Source organism: Cupriavidus sp. AU9028 (assembly GCF_019795295.1).
In the GTDB taxonomy this organism is placed as follows: domain Bacteria; phylum Pseudomonadota; class Gammaproteobacteria; order Burkholderiales; family Burkholderiaceae; genus Cupriavidus.
The window spans coordinates 210,466-230,033 of the sequence record NZ_JAIMCG010000002.1; the positions used below are offsets into that span (position 1 = coordinate 210,466).

At 68.9% G+C, this 19,568-nt stretch carries 16 protein-coding genes; 9 read left to right on the forward strand and 7 right to left on the reverse strand.

Features of this window, described 5'->3' with window-relative positions; translation table 11 throughout:
- The first annotated feature begins 7 nt into the window (after positions 1–7).
- On the forward strand, positions 8–133 hold the full coding sequence (locus K6V06_RS03250) for an entericidin A/B family lipoprotein (protein ID WP_370637371.1): 126 nt from the start codon (positions 8–10) through the stop codon (positions 131–133).
- Between the two features lie 59 nt (positions 134–192).
- On the opposite strand, the gene K6V06_RS03255 is transcribed toward K6V06_RS03250, so the two are convergent.
- The 3 genes from K6V06_RS03255 to K6V06_RS03265 all read right to left on the reverse strand — a co-directional run bounded on the left by K6V06_RS03255 (position 193) and on the right by K6V06_RS03265 (position 3,727).
- Positions 193–1,872, reverse strand: a complete 1,680-nt coding sequence (locus K6V06_RS03255) for a phospholipase D family protein (RefSeq protein WP_370637372.1) — start codon at positions 1,870–1,872, stop codon at positions 193–195.
- Positions 1,873–2,066: 194 nt separating this feature from the next.
- A complete protein-coding gene (locus K6V06_RS03260) occupies positions 2,067–2,708 on the reverse strand; it encodes a bifunctional 4-hydroxy-2-oxoglutarate aldolase/2-dehydro-3-deoxy-phosphogluconate aldolase (protein WP_222240143.1) in 642 nt (213 codons plus the stop codon).
- Positions 2,709–2,791: 83 nt separating this feature from the next.
- Complete coding sequence (locus tag K6V06_RS03265; protein WP_222240144.1) at positions 2,792–3,727, reverse strand: sugar kinase; 936 nt, start codon at positions 3,725–3,727, stop codon at positions 2,792–2,794.
- Between the two features lie 278 nt (positions 3,728–4,005).
- Here K6V06_RS03265 and K6V06_RS03270 point away from each other — a divergent pair, with 278 nt between their 5' ends.
- The 4 genes from K6V06_RS03270 (at position 4,006) to fghA (ending at position 8,584) form a co-directional block, all read left to right on the forward strand.
- Positions 4,006–4,974 (forward strand): aldo/keto reductase, encoded by a 969-nt coding sequence (locus K6V06_RS03270; protein WP_222240145.1) that lies wholly within the window; start codon positions 4,006–4,008, stop codon positions 4,972–4,974.
- A gap of 9 nt (positions 4,975–4,983) precedes the next feature.
- Entirely contained in the window at positions 4,984–6,399 is a 1,416-nt protein-coding gene (locus K6V06_RS03275; protein ID WP_222240146.1) for an NTP/NDP exchange transporter, read from the forward strand.
- A 210-nt stretch (positions 6,400–6,609) separates the two neighbouring features.
- On the forward strand, positions 6,610–7,716 hold the full coding sequence (locus K6V06_RS03280) for an S-(hydroxymethyl)glutathione dehydrogenase/class III alcohol dehydrogenase (RefSeq protein WP_222240147.1): 1,107 nt from the start codon (positions 6,610–6,612) through the stop codon (positions 7,714–7,716).
- A 10-nt stretch (positions 7,717–7,726) separates the two neighbouring features.
- The gene (fghA, locus tag K6V06_RS03285) at positions 7,727–8,584 is read left to right on the forward strand and encodes an S-formylglutathione hydrolase (RefSeq protein ID WP_222240148.1); all 858 of its coding nucleotides are present in this window, start codon (positions 7,727–7,729) and stop codon (positions 8,582–8,584) included.
- Positions 8,585–8,616: 32 nt separating this feature from the next.
- Here fghA and K6V06_RS03290 read toward each other — a convergent pair whose 3' ends face one another.
- A complete protein-coding gene (locus K6V06_RS03290) occupies positions 8,617–9,612 on the reverse strand; it encodes a GlxA family transcriptional regulator (RefSeq protein WP_222240149.1) in 996 nt (331 codons plus the stop codon).
- Between the two features lie 411 nt (positions 9,613–10,023).
- On the opposite strand from K6V06_RS03290, the gene K6V06_RS03295 reads away from it, so the two are divergent.
- The 4 genes from K6V06_RS03295 to ybaL all read left to right on the forward strand — a co-directional run bounded on the left by K6V06_RS03295 (position 10,024) and on the right by ybaL (position 16,562).
- A complete protein-coding gene (locus tag K6V06_RS03295; protein WP_222240150.1) occupies positions 10,024–11,250 on the forward strand; it encodes a GGDEF domain-containing protein in 1,227 nt (408 codons plus the stop codon).
- A gap of 146 nt (positions 11,251–11,396) precedes the next feature.
- The gene (locus K6V06_RS03300) at positions 11,397–12,383 is read left to right on the forward strand and encodes a tripartite tricarboxylate transporter substrate binding protein (RefSeq protein WP_222240151.1); all 987 of its coding nucleotides are present in this window, start codon (positions 11,397–11,399) and stop codon (positions 12,381–12,383) included.
- Between the two features lie 297 nt (positions 12,384–12,680).
- Complete coding sequence (locus tag K6V06_RS03305) at positions 12,681–14,441, forward strand: thiamine pyrophosphate-dependent enzyme (protein ID WP_222240152.1); 1,761 nt, start codon at positions 12,681–12,683, stop codon at positions 14,439–14,441.
- A 303-nt stretch (positions 14,442–14,744) separates the two neighbouring features.
- The gene (ybaL, locus tag K6V06_RS03310; RefSeq protein ID WP_222240153.1) at positions 14,745–16,562 is read left to right on the forward strand and encodes a YbaL family putative K(+) efflux transporter; all 1,818 of its coding nucleotides are present in this window, start codon (positions 14,745–14,747) and stop codon (positions 16,560–16,562) included.
- Here the strand turns inward: ybaL and alaC are convergent.
- The 3 genes from alaC to K6V06_RS03325 all read right to left on the reverse strand — a co-directional run bounded on the left by alaC (position 16,559) and on the right by K6V06_RS03325 (position 19,490).
- Positions 16,559–17,842 carry an alanine transaminase gene (gene alaC, locus K6V06_RS03315; protein ID WP_222240154.1) on the reverse strand — a complete coding sequence of 428 codons (1,284 nt, stop codon included), beginning with the start codon at positions 17,840–17,842 and terminating at the stop codon, positions 16,559–16,561. The genes ybaL and alaC overlap by 4 nt on opposite strands.
- A gap of 143 nt (positions 17,843–17,985) precedes the next feature.
- Entirely contained in the window at positions 17,986–18,801 is an 816-nt protein-coding gene (locus K6V06_RS03320) for a siderophore-interacting protein (protein ID WP_222240155.1), read from the reverse strand.
- 44 nt (positions 18,802–18,845) lie between these two features.
- Positions 18,846–19,490, reverse strand: a complete 645-nt coding sequence (locus K6V06_RS03325; RefSeq protein ID WP_222240156.1) for a PadR family transcriptional regulator — start codon at positions 19,488–19,490, stop codon at positions 18,846–18,848.
- Between the last annotated feature and the right edge of the window lie 78 nt (positions 19,491–19,568).

Here is a 19,568-nt window from a genome sequence, read left to right on the forward strand (position 1 = left end):
GCGCAGTGTGAAAAAAGGTTGGTTGTTGGGACTGATGTTTGCGTTGCTGCTGACGGGCTGCAACACCATGGCGGGTCTGGGGCAGGATATCCAGCGCGGCGGGCAGAAGCTCGAAGGCGCCGCCCGGGGCTGATCGCCGGCATCGAGAGCGCCGGCCGCACCGGGGCGGGTCACGCCCGCCGCGCCGGCGCCCTAGAGCAGCTCTTCCGGCGTGAACGGGCCCAGCAGATCGAGCCAGAAGCGCTGCTTCCAGCTGGTGTCCGGCTCGCTGTCCAGCACTTCCGCCTGCGGCCCGTCACCGCCTACCCACCGCAGGCTGCCGTCCTCGGCAAGCCGCAAGCGCCAGCTGTTCTCGCCGATCGCCCCGGTGAACAGCTGCGCCACCTCTCCCGCCAGCCTGGCGTTGCGCACGATGATGCCGGTCTCGGTGTTCTGCGTCAGCGAACGCGGATCGAAATTCATCGAACCGACGAACAGCGCGGTGCGGTCCACCACCGCTGCCTTCACGTGCAGGCTGGCCTCCGATGAGCCGAAGTCGCCGACGGCCTTTTGCGGCCGGTTGAGCCTGACCTTCAGCTCGTGCAGTTCGATGCCGGCCCGCAGCAGGTCCTCGCGATAGCGCTTGTAGCCCACGTGCACGATGGGCGCATCGGTGGCCGCCAGCGAGTTGGTCAGGATACGAACCCGCACACGCCGCGCGGTCAGTTCGCTCAGCCACTGCACCCCCCGCTCGCCGGGCACGAAGTACGGCGAGATCAGGATCACCTCCTGCCGCGCCGCGCGCAGCATCCTGGCCAGTTCGTCGGCCAGCGTGTCGTCCGAATCGGGCAGCTTGCGGGGCGATACCTTGGACGGATCGTCCACCAGCACGCTCGCCCGCGCCCACTCCAGCGCGATCCGGCCGTCGTGGCGCGCAAGCTGTCGCGCCAGGTAGCTGGCGGCGGGATCGATCCGGCGGGGCGCGGTCAGACCGCGCTCCTGCAGGCGACGGTCCTCCGCCTGGCGCTCGGCGGCATCGTCGACGAGCGCCGCTTCCGGCGCGCTGCCGGGCTTCTGCTCGGCCGACTCGGCGCCCGGGGCGGTACCGGCGGGCCCGGGCGCCGGTCCCTCCCTGGCGATCGACTCGACGGGGAAGGCAAACTCGCTGTTCCAGTACTCGTCGAAGGCGGCCGAGAGCTCGCGTACCGCCTTGCCGGCCACCACTACGTCCAGGTCCAGGAAGTTGGTATCGGGGGCGCGCAGGAAATAGGCGTTGCCGATATTGCGGCCGCCGGTCATGCCGATCGCGTTGTCGGCAATGAACGCCTTGTTGTGCATGCGCCGGTTGACGCGCCGGGCATCGGTCAGCGAAGTCAGAAAGCGGGTGACCTTGGAAAAGCGCCCGGCCGGGAAGGGATTGAAATAGCGGACCTCGATGTTGCGGTGCCGGGCGAAACGCAGGAAGGCCGGGTCCTTGCCGTCGCTGTTCAGGTCGTCGACCAGCACCCGGACGCGCACGCCCCGCTCGGCGGCCGCGCGCACCCGGCGCAGGATCTCGCGAGAGGATTCGTCCGCCGCGACGATGTAGTACTGCAGGTCCAGCGAACGGGTGGCACGGTCGGCCAGGGTGATCAGCGTGCCATAGGCGTCTTCACCGGAGGACACCAGATGGAAGCCGGACATCGCCGGGTCCGGTGCGCTTCGCGCAACCGTCTTGCCCAGCGGCGTCGACTGCCAGTCGGAAAAAGCCTGCGAGGGGCGGCGTTGCACGTCTTGCGGCAGGCTGGCGCAGGCGGTCGCCGTCAATGCCAGCACCAACGTACAAAGCCAGCGCGCCAGCGCCGGGAGCAGGCCGTGCAGGCCGGCGTGGCGCCGCCAGGGGCGGACCGTCACGGCGCGCCCGCGCAACGGGCGCGCTTGCCATGGCGCCCCAGGGTTCGTCCTCGACGCCCGCAGCACGTTATGCCCTCTCCAGTGGGGTGGATAAGGACAGCTTAGGTGGCGAACACTGCTCCTACAATAGGCCTTTGTCCGACAGTGCGCACTTTTCGCGCGCCAGCGCGGCCGACGCGGCCCATTTGGCGGGCTCAGCCGGTTCGGAGCGCGGCCGCCTGTTCGGCAAGGGTGCGGATGCGCTGCCAGTCGCCGGCCTCGACCGCATCGCGCGGCACTACCCAGGAGCCCCCAACGCATACCACGTTGGGCAGCGCCAGATACGACGGCGCGCGGGCGGCGTCGATGCCGCCGGTCGGGCAGAAGCGCAACTGCGGCAGCGGTCCATGGATCGACTTGAGCATTGGCACGCCGCCGGCTGCTTCGGCCGGGAAGAACTTGAGGAAGCCGTAGCCCGCTTCCATCGCCGCCATCGCTTCGCTCGGCGTTGCCACCCCGGGCAGCAGCGCCACGCCGGCAGCCCGGGCGCTTTCGGCCAGCGCCGGCGTCAATCCGGGCGAGACCGCGAACGCCGCGCCGGCGTCGCGCACGGCATGCAGCTGGGCGGCGGTCAGCACCGTGCCGGCACCCACGCACGCCTGCGGCAGGGCCTGCGCCACCGCACGCATGGCCTGCAGTGCCACCGGGGTGCGCAAGGTGATCTCCAGCACGGGCAGTCCCCCGCCGACGAGCGCCTCGCAGACCTTCAGCGCCTGGTCCACGCTATGGAATTCGAGCACGGGAATGACCGGTACCGCGCCCAGGCGGTCGATCAGGGAAGAAGATTGGCTTGGCATTGTCGGCAGCAAGGTCAGCAGTGAAGTCGATGACATGAAATGCGGGAAGGACAGGCCCCATCAGGGGGAAGCCCGGCATGGCCTCAGCCGATCCGCGGCACGCTGCCGGCCAGTTCGGCCAGCACCTGCTGTGCGTGCGGAATGGCCTCCACCGCGCCGTAGCCGGTCGTCGATAGCGCCGCCGCCACGTTGGCATAGCGGGCCGCATCGAATGGATCGTCGCCCGCCGCCAGCCGGGCGATCAGGCAGCCGCCGAAGCAGTCTCCTGCGCCGGTCGCATCGACTGCCTTGACCGGATGCGCGGGCAGCAGCATGCGCGACTGCGGTGTCGCCACATAGCAGCCCTCCTCGCCGAGCTTCAGCGCGACCAGGCGGCAACCGTAACCGAGCAGATGATCGACGATGGCGTCACGCTCGTCCAGTCCCGTCAGCACGGTCACGTCATCCCAGCTGGGCAGGCAGATGTCGGTCAGGGACAGCGCCTCGCGCAGGATCGCCCGAGCCCGTGCGAGCGACCACAGCCGCAGCCGCAAATTGGTGTCCAGGCTCACTGCGACCCCGGCCTCGCGCGCCGTCTCCATCGCCGCCAGGCCACTGTCGCACGGTCCGGCGCCGATGGCCAGGCTGATCCCGGACAGATGCAGGTAGCGCGCCTGCGCGATCGCATGCTGCGGCAGCTGTTCATGCTGGTAGCGGCTCACCGCGGAACCGGCCCGCAGATAATCGAAACGGTGTCCATGGCTGTCGTGGCTGACGAAGTAGACGCCGGTCGGGGCGCCGGGGTCGACCACCACATGGCGCGTGTCGATCCGCTCCCGCGTCCACAGCGACTGCAGGCGCTCGCCGAAGGCGTCGGCGCCCACCGCGCTGATATAGCCGACCTGCGCGCCCTGGCGCGCCGCCGCCACGCAGAAATTGGACGTATCGCCGCCGAAGCCCTGCAGGTATTGCCGCGGGTCGTCCGGATGCTGGTTGAACTCGACCAGCCCTTCGCCGAACGCCAGGATGTCGATGCTCATGATGCCGCGTTCCGTTGGTCAGGATTGCCCCGGTGGCCGAGGTTGCATGGCCCTGGTGGTTTGGTCCCCCGCCTCCGCCACAGGTTCCGGACCCGCGCCAGCATCACCCGCACCGTGCCATTCGTGGCGCCCTTTCCTACAATGCCCCAGAGGGCGATGTGCCGGATGGCATCCCTGCGCTGTTCGCCCTTGCCTGCGCGTCCTGGCCTGCGAGCCGTCGCCGACGACAGCGCCTCGCTGACGGCGCGCCATTCATCGCATCCTCTCCGGAGCGCTCCATGCCGACCGATCGCCGCCGCTTCCTTGCCTGCGCCACCATGCTGACCGCGGGCGCCGCCGCGCCGGTGGCCGGTCGCGCCCTGGCCCAATCCCGCTCCTCCGGCAGCGCCGACGCGGACGCGGAGCCCGTACCGCCGCCGATCGGCGGCGAGCCGATGCGCCGGCCGATTCCGGGCACGCGCGAGACGCTGCCCGCGATCGGGCTGGGCACCGCCGACGCGTTCGATTCGAGCACGCAGGGATTGCAGCAAAGTCCGCTGTCCGACGTGCTGGCGATGCTGCTGCGCACGCCGGGATCGGTACTCGATACGGCGCCGAGTTACGGCACCGCGGAGGCCGTCGCCGGCGAACTGCTGCGGCTGCACAATGCGCGCCGCCAGGTGTTCCTCGCCACCAAGATTTCCGCGCCTGCCGCCAGCGCGCCGGCGCAGTGGGCCCGCTCCCAGCGCGAGCTGCATAGCGAGGCAGTGGACCTGCTGCAGGTGCACAACCTGATCGACTGGCAGGAAAACCTGCGCTTCCTGCGGCAATTGCAGGAGCAGGGCAAGACCCGCTATATCGGCGTCACCCATTACCGGGCGGACGCGCACGCCGCGCTGGAGCAGATCGTGCGCAGCGAGAAGATCGATTTCGTGCAGGTCAATTACTCCGTCGGCGAGCGCGAGGCCGAACGAACCCTGCTGCCGCTGTGCCGCCAGCGCGGCATTGCCGTGCTGATCAACCGCCCGTTCCAGGACGGGCGGCTGTTCCGCGCCGTACAGGGCAAGCCGCTGCCGCCGTGGGCGGGCGAACTCGACTGCGCCAGCTGGGGTCAGCTGTTCCTCAAATTCATCATCAGCCATCCGGCCGTCACCGCCGCGATCCCCGCCACGTCCAAGCCGCGCCATATGCGCGACAACCTCGGTGCCGCACTGGGGCGGATGCCGGACGCAAAGCAGCGCGAGCGCATTGCCGCGCTGGTCGCCTGAGCGCCCGGCATGCCGTCCGCCGCCGCCCGGCGCCTGGGGGCCCTCGGCATCCGGCCGGAAGAACGCCAGGCGGTCGCCGCCGGCTTCCTGTTCTTCTTCTGCCTGTTTGCCAGCTACTTCATGCTGCGTCCGGTGCGCGAGACGATGGGCATTGCCGGCGGCGTGGACAACCTGCAGTGGCTCTTCACCGCGACATTCGTGGTAATGCTGGCCGCGATACCGCTGTACGGGTTGTGCAGCGCCCGCCTGCCGCGGCGGCATTTCGTCCCGCTGGTCTATCTGTTCTTCGTGGTCAATCTGGCGGGCTTTGCCTGGGCTACCCGCGTCTGGCCCGAGGCCGTCTGGCTGGCGCGCGTGTTCTACGTGTGGCTGTCGGTCTTCAATCTGTTCGTGGTCTCCATTGCCTGGAGCGTGATGGCGGACGTGTTCCGGGCCGAGCAGGCAAGGCGGGTGTTCCCGGTGATGGCCGCCGGCGCCAGCGTCGGCGGCCTGACGGGACCGCTGCTGTCGGCATGGCTGGTGGCGCCGCTGGGCCTGACCGTGTTGATGCTGCTGTCGGCGCTGCTGCTGGCCGCGACGCTGCCGCTGGCGGCATGGCTGTTCGGCTGGCGTGGCCGTGGCGGCGCCGGGGCGGCCGAGACGGACCCGGGTCGAGACGCCGCCACCGATCCCCCATCGCCTGCCCGCGAACGCGCCGCCGCGGATGATCCCCGCCAGCCGATTGGCGGCGGACTGCTGGCGGGGCTGACCCTGATCGCGCGCTCGCGCTACCTGCTCGGCATCGCGCTGTTCGTGATCCTGCTGTCTACCGCCAACACCTTCCTCTACTTCGAGCAGGCGCGGCTGGTGGCCGAGACGTTCACCGACCGCGCCGTGCAAACCCGCGTGTTCGGCCTCATCGATGCGATCGTGCAGGCCGGGACGATCCTGGTGCAGTTGTTCTTCTCCGGGCAAGTGGCACGCCGCTACGGCGTGACCGTGCTGCTGACCGCGGTACCGGTGGCGGTGGCCGCCGGCTTCGTCGCGCTGGCGATCTGGCCCGTCTTCGGCGTGCTGGCGGTGGTCATGGTGCTGCGGCGCATCGGCGAGTATGCGCTGGTGCGGCCCGGGCGCGAGATGCTCTTCACGGTGGTCGATGCCGAGACCAAATACAAGGCCAAGAACGCCATCGACACCACCGTCTACCGGGCCGGCGACGCCGTCAGCGCCTGGGTCAAGACGGCCATCGATGCCCTTGCCGGGCACCCTGCCGTGGTTGCGCTGTTCGGCGCGCTTCTTGCATTGTTCTGGGGCGGACTGGGCCTTTGGCTGGGTCGCCGCCACGAGGGTGCCGACTCTCGCGACGGGGCGCTCCGGCGCAACCCTGCCGGGCCGATGGGGGCGGTTCCCTCCGCGTCTTCCTCCGGCCCGGATGCAGGACGTTGAAGTTCCGCCGCGGCCGTTTCCCACCCCAGGCCACTCAAGCGGCCAAATTGACGGCATCACGGGCCAATGCCGCGCGTGCCGCTCCGGCATGCCGGCCAGGCGCGCTACATTGTCGTGCCATGAACCGGCGCGGCGGTGACATGGCTCGCCGCCGCCGCGCCCTTCCCCCGCCCGCGCCGCTTCCCGGCGCCCCGAACCTGGATATGCGAAATGAAGACCAAAGCCGCCATCGCCTGGAAAGCAGGCGCTCCGCTCACCGTCGAGGAAGTCGATCTGGCCGGTCCCCGCGCCGGCGAGGTCCTGGTCGAAGTGAAGGCCACCGGCATCTGCCACACGGACTACTACACGCTGTCCGGTGCGGATCCGGAAGGCATCTTCCCCGCGATCCTCGGCCATGAAGGCGCCGGCGTAGTAATGGAAGTCGGCCCGGGCGTGACCTCGCTGAAGCCGGGCGACCATGTGATTCCCCTCTACACGCCCGAATGCCGGCAGTGCAAATTCTGCCTGTCGCGCAAGACCAACCTTTGCCAGGCGATCCGCTCGACCCAGGGCAAGGGCCTGATGCCGGACGGCACCTCCCGCTTCTCCATCGACGGCAAGCCCATCTTCCATTACATGGGGACCTCGACCTTCGCCAACCATATCGTCGTGCCGGAGATCGCGCTGGCGAAGATCCGCGACGACGCGCCGTTCGACAAGGTCTGCTATATCGGCTGCGGCGTCACCACCGGCGTCGGCGCGGTGCTGTTTACCGCCAAGGTGGAGGCTGGCGCCAACGTGGTGGTGTTCGGCCTGGGCGGCATCGGGCTGAACGTGATCCAGGGCGCCAAGATGGTCGGCGCCGACAAGATCATCGGCGTCGATATCAACCCGGCCCGCGAGGAACTGGCTCGCCAGTTCGGCATGACGCATTTCGTCAATCCGAACGAGGTCGAGAACGTGGTCGACCATATCGTGCAGCTGACCGATGGCGGCGCCGACTACTCCTTCGAGTGCATCGGCAACACCAGGGTCATGCGCCAGGCGCTGGAGTGCTGCCACAAGGGCTGGGGCAAGTCGATCATCATCGGCGTGGCCGAGGCCGGCGCGGAAATCTCGACGCGTCCGTTCCAGCTGGTCACCGGCCGAGAGTGGAAGGGCTCCGCCTTCGGCGGCGCCCGCGGCCGCACCGATGTGCCGAAGATCGTCGACTGGTACATGGACGGCAAGCTCAACATCGACGACCTGATCACGCATACCCTGCCGCTGGAGCGCATCAACGAGGGGTTCGACCTGATGAAGCGCGGCGAGTCGATCCGTTCGGTCGTGCTCTACTGAGGACAGCCCCATGCTCGAACTGGTTTCCGAGCACGGCTGCTTCGGCGGCGTGCAACGCTTCTACCGGCATGCATCGACGACGATCGGCCTGCCGATGCGTTTCTCGGTCTACCTGCCGCCGGCGGCCATGGCGGGCGTCGGCACGCCGCGGCCCGCGCTGTTCTATCTGGCGGGACTGACCTGCACCGAGGAAACCTTCATGATCAAGGCCGGCGCGCAGCGGCTCGCCGCGCAGCTGGGCCTGATCCTGATCGCCCCGGATACCAGTCCGCGCGATACCGGCATCGAGGGCGAGGCGCAGGAATGGGACTTCGGCGCCGGCGCGGGGTTCTATCTGGACGCGACGCAGGCGCCCTGGAGCACGTACTGGCGCATGGAGAGCTACGTCGCGCGCGAGCTGTTCGATCTGGCTGTCCAGGAAATCAGGATCGATCCGCGCCGCGTCGGCATCTTCGGCCATTCGATGGGCGGACACGGCGCGCTCGTGCTGGCGCAGCGCCACCGCGAGCGCTTCCGTTCGGTGTCGGCGTTCGCGCCGATCGCGGCGGCGAGCCAGTGCCCGTGGGGCGAAAAGGCCTTCAGCCGATATCTGGGCGAGGACCGCGGCACCTGGCAGGCATACGACGCCAGCGCGCTGATGCGCGCGCAGCCCTGCGTGCCATTCGACGGCAGCATCCTGATCGACCAGGGCCTGTCGGACAAATTCCTCGCCGATCAGCTCAATCCCGAGGCCTTCGAGGCGGCATGCGCGCAGGCGGGCCAGGCCCTGACCCTGCGCCGCCACCCCGGCTACGACCACGGCTACTACTTCATCGCCAGCTTCATCGAGGACCATCTGCGCCACCATGCGGCGCAGTTGCAGGGCTGAGCTGTCGCCGCCCGGCCGGGGCGGTCAACGGGTCAAGCGGCGGCGCCGAAACGCTGGCGGTAATCCCGCGGCGTAATGCCCAGATGGCGCATGAAGGCGCGCCGCAGCGCCTCGTCCGAACCGAAGCCGCTGCGGGCGGCCACGGCCTTCAGCGGCAGCTCACCCTGCTCCAGCAGGCGGCGCGCCGCTTCCAGCCGGGTCGCCTCGATGAACGCGCTGGGCGACATGCCGGTTTCCCGGGCAAACACCCGCCGGAAATTGCGCTCGCTCATGGCCGCGCGATCGGCCAGCTCGGCCATGGTGAAATCGCGCGCGACCTCCGACAGGATCCAGTCCTGCGCGCAGCGAATGCCGTCGTGCCCCGTCGCCTGGCTGGCCAGATGCATGCTGAACTGCGACTGGCCGCCCGGCCGCTTCAGGAACACCACCAGCTCGCGCGCCAGATCGAGCGCGATGTCGCGTCCGAGATCGGCCTCCACCAGCGCCAGCGCCAGGTCGATGCCGGCGGTGACGCCGGCCGACGTCCACAGGCTTCCCTGCTGCACGAAGATGGCATCGGGCTCCACGCTGACCTGCGGATACCGCTGGCGCATCAAGGCTGCCACGCTCCAGTGCGTGGTGGCGCGCCGTCCGTCCAGCACGCCCGCGGCCGCCAGAAAGAACGCGCCCGAACACAGCGCCACGAGCCGGGGTATGCGGGGCGCGACCGCACGCACCCAGGGCACGATGGCCGGCGCTTCGTCCATGGCTCGCTCGATATGCCGGGCGCCGACGATCACCGCGGTGTCCGGCAACAGCACGGTATCGAGCCGGCCGGTCGCTTCCAGCACCATCAGGGTATCGGAACGGACCGGGCCCGCCTCCGAGGACACGATGCGGATTTCGTACGCCGGCGGACGTCCGCGCCGGGCCAGCTGGTGATTGGCATAGTCGAACACCGTCATCGGGCCGACGGCTTCCATGGCCTTGAAACCGGGATAGACGACGATGTCGATGCGATGAGGGGAAGCGGAAGACTGCAGGGGCATGGCGATGAACGAGAACCTGGCGCCCCGGGGCGGCGCCCGTTGCGGCAAGCCGGCCGGCGCGCGGGGACGACAGTGTAATCGCTGCGCGCCCCATGCGGGAGCCGGGTCTTCGCGCCCGGGACGATTCACCTGCACCGCCTTCCGCGGCGTCACGCCAATCGGGTATGCTGTCGGGTTCCGCGGAGTGCGCCCGACGCACCCACGGAAGACAAATACGCGGAGAAGACTCCGGATCGAACAAGAAAGCCGTCCGATGCCGCTTCCGGGCATTCACCAGACGGCTCGGACCCGCCGCGCGGGGCCTGCACAGGCCAACGCCCACGACGGCGCGCCAGGTTGGGGGGCAGGAGCACATATGCAGGATGGGATAACGCCGATGACGTCGATGACGCCCACGGCGAGGGTGGCCCGATGAGCGGCGCCACCGCAATGCTGGTGATCACCACCGCGCTGGGCGGGATCATGCTGGCCATCGTCTGGTCGCTGCGCCGCTGCGGGCTGCCCGGCGTGCGCGAATGGTGGCAGGCCAACCTGACCATGACAGCGTCGATGATGCTGTTCTCCCTGCGCGGCACGATCCCCGATCTGCTCGCCGTCGTCGTGGCCAATACCGGACTGGCGTTCTCGCTGGCGCTCTATCACGCCGGCACCGCGCGCTTCTGCGGCCGCACCCCGCCGTGGCGCACCCTGCTGACCGGCATCGCCGGCGTGGTCGCCGGCATCGTCTATTGGCGCTACATGCATGACGACGCCAATATCCGCGTCGTGGTGGTGTCGGTATTTCATGCCGGCGTCTGCTTCGCCACCGGCATCGTGCTGCTGCGCGGCGTGCCTGCGCGGACGGTCCCCGGCGCCGCCGCGCCGCTTCCGCCCCGGTCGGACCGCGCCGTGCCGATGGGCGGTCCCCGGGCCCCGTGGGTGGCAACGGCCACCTTCGCGCTGCTGTTCGGCATCGGCCATACGTTGCGCGGCATCCTGTCCGCGCTCGCCAGCCTCGACGCCACCCCTGGGGCGCCGATGCCCGGCTTTCACATCATCTTCCTGGCACTGGGCGCGCTCGTCATGCCGATCCTGTCGATGGGTGCGGTGCTGATGATTCACGGCGCCATCGTGCAGCGGCTGGAAGCCATCGCCAACACCGACTTCCTGACTGGCGTGCTGTCGCGCAAGGCGTTCGAGGACATGGCCGCACGGGCCATCGGCCGGGCCGCCAATAGCGGCACCGCGGTGGCGCTGCTGATCGTCGACGTCGATCGCTTCAAGATGGTCAACGATACCTGGGGCCATGCTGCTGGCGACGCCGTACTGACCGCCTTCGCGCAAACGCTGACGGGCAGCGTGCGTCCCGGCGACCGCATCGGCAGGCTCGGCGGCGAGGAGTTCGCCGTGCTGCTGCCGGGCGCTACCGGCGCGGACGCCCAGCGCATCGCGGAGCGGATTCGCGCCGCCGCCGCGGCCGCCCCGGTGCACTGGGGCAAGGCCGCGATCGCCTATACCGTCAGCGGCGGTCACGCCACCTGGCGGCACGGCGATACCCTGGCGACACTGGCCGAGCGTGCCGACGCCGCGCTTTATCTTGCCAAGGTGTCAGGTCGCAACCGCGTCCATTCCGCCGAGCCGGCAGAGACAGGCGCCTAGCGACGCCCCTGCCAACCGCGCGCCGCGTCCTCCGTTCGGCTATCGCACAACTTCTGCGATACGGTCCTTGCTGCCCGCATCCGGTCCCGCATAATGGGCCGCCGAGCCAAGCTGTCGCTCGGAAGAAAAAGAATCGGAGACAAGACGTGAGCATCAAGAAAGTCACGCCGGGCATTGTGCGCCTGGCATCCCTCCTCATTGCGGGTCTGACCCTCGGTCAAGGGGCACTGGCCAGCGACGCCTGGCCGTCCAGGCCCATCAAGGTCATCGTGCCCTACACGCCGGGCGGCTCGACCGACACCGTCTCGCGGGTGGTGTTCGAGAAGGTGGCGCAGAGCCTTGGCCAGCCGATCATCATCGAGAACAAGCCGGGTGCGAACAGCACGCTGGGCGTGGGCGTCGCCGCACGTTCGGCACCGGATGGCTATACCTTCGTGTCGGTGCTGGCCGCCTACAGCGCCAACATGTCGCTGTATTCGAAGCTCAGCTACAAGCCATCGGACCTGATGCCCGTGGCGCAGATGGCCGAACTGCCGCTGTTCCTGTTCTCCAGCAAGAAGCTGCCGGTCAAGACCGTCGGCGAGCTGATTGCCTACGGCAAGAAGAATCCGGACGCCCTCACCTTCGCGTCCAGCGGCGTCGGCAGCTCCGCCCACCTGACCGGCGAAAAGCTGGCGATGGAAACAAAGATCAAGATGACGCACGTGCCGTACAACGGCAGCGCGCCCATCCTGCCGGCGCTGGTCTCCGGCGAGGTATCGGTCGCCTTCGATCCGCTGCTGGTGCCGATGCCGCATGTGAAGTCGGGCAAGATCAACGTGCTGGCGGTCGCCTCGGCCAAGCGCTGGCCGGGCGAACCGGATATCCCGACCATGCAGGAAGCCGGCGTTCCCGGCTTCGTGATGAGTTCCTGGACCGGCCTGCTGGCGCCGGCAGGAACGCCGCAGCCGGTGGTGGAGCGCATGGCGCGCGAGATCGGTGCGGCAATCAAGAGCCCGGACGTGGCGAAGAAGCTGACCGACCTGGGCTTCGTGCCGGTCGGCGGCAACACCGAAGCGTTCCGCAAGCTCATCGAAAGCGACACCGCGCGCTACGCGGAGATCGTCAAGGCCGGCAGGATCACGCTGGATTGACGGCTCGCGGGCTGCCGCAGCCGCTCGCTGCCCTCTCCCCCGGCCCTCTCCCGCATGGCGGGAGAGGGGAGCACACCGCCGGACATACCAGGGCTGCAGGTCCTCTCCCCTCGTCCGCTTGCGGGAGAGGGGCGGGGGAGAGGGCCGTCCGCCCGCACCGCAAGCACAAACTTTGCAAATCCCGGCAAAAAAATGCGTCACCCGCCGCCACGGCGTGACGCTGGTCAGCGCGATGGCGCACGGCACGAGGATTGCTCCCAAGGCTGGTTCAGCACGGCCAACCCCAGGAGCACCCCCATGTCCCGCAACGGCGCAGATATCCTCATCGACAGCCTGTCCGCCTTCGGCGTGGATACCATCTTCGGCATGCCCGGCGATGGCATCAACGGCATCATGGAAGCCATCCGGCAGCGCGCCGACAGGATCCGCTTCATCCAGGTGCGGCACGAGGAATCGGCCGCCTTCGCCGCCACAGCCTATGCGCAGTTGACCGGCAAGCTCGGCTGCTGCCTCGCCACCACCGGCCCCGGCGGTATCCACCTGCTGACCGGGCTCTACGACGCCAAGCTCGACCGCGTCCCGGTCATCGCGATCACCGGCCTGCCCTACCACGACCTCGCCGACAGCTACACCCGGCAGGACATCGACCACACCAAGGTGTTCATGGACGTGGCGGTCTATTCGGCGCGCGTCATGGGGGCCCGGCATGTCGAGAACGTGACCAGCCTCGCCTGCCGGCACGCGCTGGCCTACCGCGGCGTCGGCCACCTCGCCATGCCGATCGACGTGCAGGAGGAACCGGAGTCCGCCGACACGCCCTCCAGCCGCAATATTCCCCACCATGCGTCGATGGTGCCGGCGCTGGGCCTCGCCTGCCCGCCCGACAGCGAACTGGACCGCGCCGCCGAGCTGCTCAATGCGGGCGGCAAGGTCGCCATCCTTGCCGGCCAGGGCGCGGCCGGGGCGATCGACGAATTGCTGGAAACCGCCGAACTGCTCGGCGCGCCGATCGTCAAGGCGCTGCGCGGCAAGGGTGTGGTACCGGACGACCATCCCCTGACGACAGGCGGGATCGGGCTCCTTGGCACCCGCCCCAGCCAGGAAGCGATGGAAGGCTGCGACACGCTGCTGATCGTCGGTTCCACGTTCCCCTACATCGAGTACTACCCCAAGCCCGGCCAGGCCCGCTGCGTCCAGCTGGACTGCGACGCGACGCGGATCGGCCTGCGCTTTCCCGCGGAAGTGGGCCTCGTCGGCGATGCCCGTCAGACCCTCGCCGAACTGAACCGGCGGCTGCAGCGCAAGACCGACCGCAGCTTCCTCGAGCAGGCGCAACAGGGCTACCGCGCCTGGCGCGACCTGCTGCGCAGCGCCGTCGAGCGGCAGGCGGTGCCGATGCCCCCGGGCCGGATCGTGCGCGAGGTGGGCGACCGGCTGCGTGACGACGCGATCGTGATCTGGGACTCGGGCCACAACACCGGCCTGATGGCGCGCTACGTGCTGGCCAAGCGGGGCCAGCTCTACGCCGGCTCCGGCCTGCTGGCGTCGATGGGCTGCGGCATTCCGTATGCCGTTGCCGCGGCCCTCGCGTACCCCGGCCGCCAGGTGGTGGCCTTCGTCGGCGACGGCGGGCTCAGCATGCTGATGGGCGAACTCGTGACCATTGCCCGCTACAAGCTGCCGGTCAAGATCGTGCTGATCAAGAACAATACGCTCGGCCAGATCAAATGGGAGCAGATGATGTTCCTCGGCAACCCGGAAACCGAGTGCGATCTGACGCCGATCGATTTTGCCGCCGTCGCCCAGGCATGCGGCGTTCGCAGCTGGCGCGTCGACGACCCGGCCCAATGCGCGCAGGTCGCGCAAGAGGCGCTGGACCATCCGGGCGCGGCACTGATCGAGGCGACCGTGGATCCGAACGAGCCGCTGCTGCCGCCCAAGCGCAACGAGAAATACGCGAGCAACCTGCAGCAGGCCATCGAGCAAGGCACGCCGGGCGCAAAGGAGCTGCAGGAGGCGTTGGGCCGCGAACCGGCTCGCACCATGCTGTCGCCCTGAACTCGCCCTGAACTTGCCCTGCACCATTGCCGCTCGCCCGCCTTTCCTGTCCGCCGCCGCGGCATCGTCTTCATCGGCATGGCGCCAGCATCCGCGCTGCCCATATCCTGAAGACTGATTGAAAAGACGGTGCAACCGCCGGGCTGCCACGCCACGGCCGCTTGATATCATGCAAACGCACGGCCGCTCCGGCCGCCGTCACTTCGCTGCACGCGCCTCACCACGGGCCCTCCGCGGCCCGCTCCGGTCTCCTGCCGCCCCGCTTGCCCGCCAACCGCCGCACAGACGACTCGCCAGACCGCCATGCCGCACGAAGTCAACCTGATCACCACCATCTCGGCCGCCCTCGGGCTTGCCCTCGTCTTCGGTTTCCTCTGCACCAGGCTGAAGGCTCCTGCCCTGGTGGGCTACCTCCTCGCCGGTATCGTGATTGGCCCCGCCACGCCGGGCTTTGTCGCCGACATGGCGCTGGCGGGCCAGCTCGCCGAGATCGGCGTGATGCTGCTGATGTTCGGCGTCGGCCTGCACTTCTCGCTGGAAGACCTGCTGTCGGTCAAGCGGATCGCCCTGCCGGGCGCCATCGTGCAGATCGCATTCGCCACCGCGCTGGGCGCCGGACTGGGGCTGTGGTGGGGCTGGTCGCTCGCCGGCGCGCTGGTATTCGGCCTTTGCCTGTCGGTGGCCAGCACCGTGGTGCTGCTGCGTGCGCTCGAATCGCGCGGCATCCTGGAAACCCTGAACGGCCGCATCGCCGTGGGCTGGCTGGTGGTCGAGGACCTGGTGATGGTGCTGGTGCTGGTGATGCTGCCCGCGCTGGCCGAAGCCCTCGGCACGCTTCCCCCCGGCAGCGCCCCGACGAGTGCGCCGGCCATTGCCGCAGCCGCTCCGGCCGAGAGCACCTCGCTGCTGGCGACCATCGGCGCCACCCTCGGCCGTGTCGCCATCTTCATTGCCCTGATGCTGCTGGTCGGGCGGCGGCTGTTCCCCTGGCTGCTGTGGCAGGTGGCACGCACCGGCTCCCACGAACTGTTCACGCTGTGCCTGATCGCCGCGGCGGTCGGCATCGCCTACGGCTCCGCGGTGCTGTTCGGCGTGTCGTTCGCGCTGGGCGCCTTCTTCGCCGGCATGGTCCTGCGCGGCTCGGCGCTCAGCCATCGCGCCGCGCAGGAGACCCTGCCGCTGCGCGACGCCTTCTCGGTGCTGTTCTTCGTTTCGGTGGGCATGCTGTTCGATCCCGGCGTGCTGGTGGACGCGCCGCTGCATGTGCTCGGCACGCTTGCCATCGTCATCGTCGGCAAGTCGCTCGCCGCGTTCGTGCTGGTGCTCGCCCTGCGCTATCCGCTGAACACGGCCCTGACCGTCTCCGCCAGCCTTGCCCAGGTGGGAGAGTTCTCCTTCATCCTGGCCGGGCTTGGCGTCAGCCTGGGCATGCTCGACGCCGAAGGCCACAATCTGGTGCTGGCCAGTTCGCTGATCTCGATCGCGTTGAATCCGCTGGTGTTCAGCGCCGTGCAGCCGCTGCTGCGCAGGGTGCGGGCGAAGTCGGCACTGGCGCGCCGGCTCGAGCGCGGCGCCGACCCGCTTGCCGAACTGCCCGCCGACGTCGACCAGGCGCTGCTGAGCCGGCAGGTGGTACTGGTCGGCTACGGCCGCGTCGGGCGGCGCATCGCGGCGGAGCTGACCGCGCGCCGGCTGCCCTTCGTGGTGGCCGAACAGAACCGCGAGATCGTCGAGGCGCTGCGCGAGAAAGGCGTGCCGGCGGTGATCGGCGATGCCGCGGAACCTGCCGTCCTGATCCAGGCGCATATCGCCCGCGCCGGCATGCTGGTGATCGCCACCTCCGATACGGTCGGCGTGCGGCAGATGGTCGAAACGGCGCGCACGTTGAACCCCGGCATCTGCATCGCGGTGCGCACCCATAGCGAGGAGGAAGCGGCGCTGCTGCGCCGCGACCGCATCGGCGAGGTATTTCTCGGCGAACAGGAGCTGGCGGCCTCGATGACGCGCCACGTCCTCGACTGCATCCGGCAGGCCGCCCTTGCCGACGCGGCCGCCAATGCCGCCGCCCCCGCCGCCCAGGCACACCCTGGCCGCGCCAGCGCGGGACCAGGGCCGAACTAGCCGCGCGATCCGTCCTCGGCCGCTGCGCCGGCCGGCGCCTTGCCGCCGGCCGTCACCAGGCCATCGCCGCGGAACATCGCCTTGATGCCGCGCACTGCCTGGCGGATGCGCGATTCGTTCTCGATCAGCGCGAAGCGGACATGCTCGTCGCCGTAGTCGCCAAAGCCGATGCCGGGCGACACCGAGACCTTCGCCTTGGCCAGCAGCTGGCGCGCAAATTCGAGCGAGCCCAAGGCGCGGTATGCCTCGGGAATCCGGGCCCACACATACATCGACGCGCGCGGCACCTCGACCTGCCAGCCAGCCTCGTGCAGCCCGCGCACCAGCACGTCGCGGCGCGACTGATACTGGGCAGCGATGTCGCGCACGCATTGCTGGTCGCCTTCCAGCGCCGCGATCGCGGCAATCTGCAGCGGGGTGAACGTACCGTAGTCGTGATAGCTCTTGATGCGGGCGAGCGCCGCGACCAGGTCGGCATTGCCGGCCATGAAGCCGATGCGCCAGCCCGCCATGTTGTAGCTCTTGGACAGCGTGAAGAACTCCACCGCGATGTCCTTGGCGCCCGGCACCTGCAGGATCGACGGCGCCTTCCAGCCGTCGAACACGATGTCGGCATAGGCCAGATCATGCACGACGAAGATGTCGTGCTTGCGCGCCAGCGCCACCACCCGCTCGAAGAAATCGAGCTCGACGCACTGGGCCGTCGGATTGGACGGGAAGCCGAGCACGATCATCTTCGGCTTCGGATAGCTGCCGCGAATGGCACGCTCCAGTTCCGCGAAGAAATCCACGCCCGGCGTCAGTGGCACCGAGCGGATGTCCGCCCCGGCAATCACGGCACCGTAGATATGGATCGGGTAACTCGGGTCCGGGACCAGTACCGTATCGCCGCGGTCCAGCGTTGCCAGCATCAGGTGCGCCAACCCTTCCTTCGAACCGATCGTCACGATCGCTTCGCGCTCGGGATCGACGTCAACCGCATAGCGTTCGCGATACCAGTGCGAGATCGCCCGGCGCAGGCGCGGAATGCCGCGCGAGGTGGAATACCCGTGCGTGTCGGGCCGCTGCGCCGCCTCGGTCAGCTTGGCGACGATATGCGGCGGCGTGGCGCCATCGGGGTTGCCCATGCTCATGTCGATGATGTCCTCCCCGCGGCGGCGGGCGGCCATCTTGAGCTCGGCAGTGATGTTGAAGACGTAGGGAGGAAGACGATCGATGCGCGCGAAGCGGCGCTGCCCCGTCGCCGACGACGGTGCCTGGAAAGCCGGATTGGCTGTCATGCTGGTCCTTGAACGTAAGCGCCCGGAACCGTCCGAGCGACGTTGGCGGCGACGCAGTGTAGCCGCCGTCGCCGATGGTATCCGGGAAGTGACGACTACGTCCAGTCAGCAAGCGTTGCAGGTTGGCGTCATGCAGGTTGGCGTCAATCGTCCAGCGTCTCATGGACGCCAACGGCGCCCTGCTTCCAGTAGCTCGACACGCGCATGCGCCGCTTGTCCACGCCCTTCGATTCCGCCAGGCAGGTTCGCACCGCGCGCATTGCCGCCGCTTCCCCACCCGCCCAGACGAAGCCTTCGCCGTCCGGCAACGACACCGCGCGCACGGCGTCCACCAGGGTCTGCCCCGCACCGCGCCGCACCCATTGCACGGTCGCGTTGCCCGCCGCCAGCGACGGACCGCCCAGCGCGATGCGGTGCGCATCGTCTTCGATCTCGATCAGCGCGATCACGCGCGCCTGTGCCGGCAACTCCTCCAGCCGTCGCGAGATCGCCGGCAATGCAGCCTCGTCCCCGGCAAGCAGATGCCAGTCGAAGCCCTCGGGAATGACAAAGGAGCCGCGCGGACCGCCGATACCCAGGCGCTGGCCCGGCTGCGCCTGCGCCGCCCAGGTCGCGCCCGGCCCGTCGCCGTGCAACACGAACTCGATGTCCAGTTCACGCCGGGCCGCGTCATGGCGCCGGGGCGTGTAGTCGCGCGCCGCAGGCCGGGGCGCGTCTTCGGCGAAGACCAGGCCATCCGGTCCCATGGTAGGCAACACCGGCTCGGACTGCCCCGGTGCCGGCAGGAACACCTTGACGTGGTCATCGAAGCTCGCGGAAACGAAGTCGTCAAGGGCATCGCCGGTAAAGGTCACGCACAGCAGCGACGGCGACCGGCGCTCGACGCGCAGCACCTGCACCGGACGAATTTTCAGGGGGTGGCGCACGCGCTGTACGCCAAGATCTTTCTCGCTCGTCATATCGGGACTTTCGCAGTGAGGTTGTTCAAGGGCGGGCAATCCGTTCAGTCGCCCTGCGGCTTCGGGCGCGCCCGCGTGTCAGGCGCCGGAACCTGCTCGATCTGCGCCACCGCCTGCTGCAGGATGGAAGCGATGCGACGTTGCGCATCGACGGATGCATCGGTGCGCATCAGCAAGGCGCGCTTGAGCGCGGATCGCGCCGCGACCAGTTCTGGCGCCCAGCCCACCGCTTCGCCAGCCTCTTCGGCCGACCCCTCGTTCGCCAGCGCCCGCCGCACCCACTCCATCTTCTTGCCGGCATGGATCAGCCGCTTCCACAGCACCGCCGTGTCCTCGCGCTGCTGCGACAGCCGCTGTCGTCCTGCGTCGGAGATGCGGTACCGCTTGCGGTTGCCTTCGGCGTCCGCATGGACCGACCCGGCCTCCAGCAGGGCGGTCAGCGCCGGATACATCATGCCGGGGCTGGGCTTGTAGAAGCCGTTGCTGCGCACTTCGAGGGCTTGCATCAGCTCGTAGCCGTGTCCGGGGTGTTCGGCCAGCAGGTCCAGCAGCAACAGCTGCAGCTCCGCAGAGCCGAGCTTCCGGCCCCGGTGCAGCAGCCTCGCTTCTGAATCCGCGGGATCGCCACGAAAGCGCGGACGGCCCATCTCGTGCGAAGGTTTGCCTTGAGGCGGAGACTTGTTGTCCATGCCCTAAATATAACACACGATATGTTTTACGATATACCCGCGAACGGTACGGGAACTGCGACAGGCCGGAGTCAAAAA

Excerpts from the sequence above, each read along its gene's own strand:
- K6V06_RS03290 (WP_222240149.1), bottom strand. The coding sequence starts at position 9,612 with ATGCCCCTGCAGTCTTCCGCTTCCCCTCATCGCATCGACATCGTCGTC.
- K6V06_RS03305 (WP_222240152.1), top strand. The coding sequence starts at position 12,681 with ATGTCCCGCAACGGCGCAGATATCCTCATCGACAGCCTGTCCGCCTTC.
- fghA (WP_222240148.1), top strand. The coding sequence starts at position 7,727 with ATGCTCGAACTGGTTTCCGAGCACGGCTGCTTCGGCGGCGTGCAACGC.
- K6V06_RS03320 (WP_222240155.1), bottom strand. The coding sequence starts at position 18,801 with ATGACGAGCGAGAAAGATCTTGGCGTACAGCGCGTGCGCCACCCCCTG.
- K6V06_RS03280 (WP_222240147.1), top strand. The coding sequence starts at position 6,610 with ATGAAGACCAAAGCCGCCATCGCCTGGAAAGCAGGCGCTCCGCTCACC.
- K6V06_RS03275 (WP_222240146.1), top strand. The coding sequence starts at position 4,984 with ATGCCGTCCGCCGCCGCCCGGCGCCTGGGGGCCCTCGGCATCCGGCCG.
- K6V06_RS03325 (WP_222240156.1), bottom strand. The coding sequence starts at position 19,490 with ATGGACAACAAGTCTCCGCCTCAAGGCAAACCTTCGCACGAGATGGGC.
- alaC (WP_222240154.1), bottom strand. The coding sequence starts at position 17,842 with ATGACAGCCAATCCGGCTTTCCAGGCACCGTCGTCGGCGACGGGGCAG.
- K6V06_RS03270 (WP_222240145.1), top strand. The coding sequence starts at position 4,006 with ATGCCGACCGATCGCCGCCGCTTCCTTGCCTGCGCCACCATGCTGACC.
- K6V06_RS03295 (WP_222240150.1), top strand. The coding sequence starts at position 10,024 with ATGAGCGGCGCCACCGCAATGCTGGTGATCACCACCGCGCTGGGCGGG.
- K6V06_RS03260 (WP_222240143.1), bottom strand. The coding sequence starts at position 2,708 with ATGCCAAGCCAATCTTCTTCCCTGATCGACCGCCTGGGCGCGGTACCG.
- ybaL (WP_222240153.1), top strand. The coding sequence starts at position 14,745 with ATGCCGCACGAAGTCAACCTGATCACCACCATCTCGGCCGCCCTCGGG.
- K6V06_RS03265 (WP_222240144.1), bottom strand. The coding sequence starts at position 3,727 with ATGAGCATCGACATCCTGGCGTTCGGCGAAGGGCTGGTCGAGTTCAAC.